The 980-nt window shown below is 67.1% G+C and carries 1 protein-coding gene; it reads right to left on the minus strand.

Annotated features, from left to right (window positions below):
• A partial coding sequence (gene tuf / locus AAHG09_RS31775) for an elongation factor Tu (RefSeq protein ID WP_342112332.1) occupies positions 1–980 on the minus strand: 980 nt, incomplete at its 3' end.

The raw sequence follows: 980 nt of genomic DNA on the forward strand, positions 1-980 counted from the left end.
GTGAAGAACGGCGTGTGGCGCCCGCCCTCCTCCTTCGTCAGGATGTAGGCCTCGGCCTTGAACTTCGAGTGCGGCTTCACCGAACCCGGCTTGCACACCACCTGGCCCCGCTCCACGTCCTCGCGCTTCGTGCCGCGCAGCAGGACGCCGACGTTGTCGCCCGCCTGGCCCTGGTCGAGCAGCTTGCGGAACATCTCCACGCCCGTCACCGTCGTCTTGGTGGTCGCCCGGATGCCGACGATCTCGACTTCCTCGCCCACCTTCACGATCCCGCGCTCGACCCGGCCCGTCACCACCGTGCCGCGGCCCGAGATCGAGAACACGTCCTCGATCGGCATCAGGAACGGCAGGTCGATCGGGCGCTCCGGCTGCGGGATGTAGCTGTCCACCGTCGCCATCAGCGCCAGGACGGCTTCCTTGCCGATCTTCGGCTCCTTGTCCTCCAGCGCCATCAGCGCCGAACCCTTGGTGATCGGGATGTCGTCACCCGGGAAGTCGTACTTCGACAGGAGCTCGCGCACCTCCAGCTCGACCAGCTCCAGGAGCTCCTCGTCGTCGACCATGTCGACCTTGTTGAGGAACACCACCAGCGCCGGAACGCCGACCTGACGCGCCAGCAGGATGTGCTCGCGGGTCTGCGGCATCGGGCCGTCGGCCGCCGACACCACCAGGATCGCGCCGTCCATCTGCGCCGCGCCCGTGATCATGTTCTTCACGTAGTCGGCGTGGCCGGGGCAGTCGACGTGCGCGTAGTGCCGGTTCGTCGTCTCGTACTCCACGTGCGCCGTCGAGATCGTGATCCCGCGCGCCTTCTCCTCCGGCGCCTTGTCGATCTGGTCGTAGGCCGTGAACGTCGCGCCGCCCGACTCCGCCAGCACCTTCGTGATCGCCGCCGTCAGCGACGTCTTGCCGTGATCAACGTGGCCGATCGTCCCGATGTTGCAGTGCGGCTTGGTGCGGGAGAACTTTTCCTTGCCCAT

Source organism: Methylobacterium guangdongense (assembly GCF_038442355.1).
Classification (GTDB): domain Bacteria; phylum Pseudomonadota; class Alphaproteobacteria; order Rhizobiales; family Beijerinckiaceae; genus Methylobacterium; species Methylobacterium guangdongense.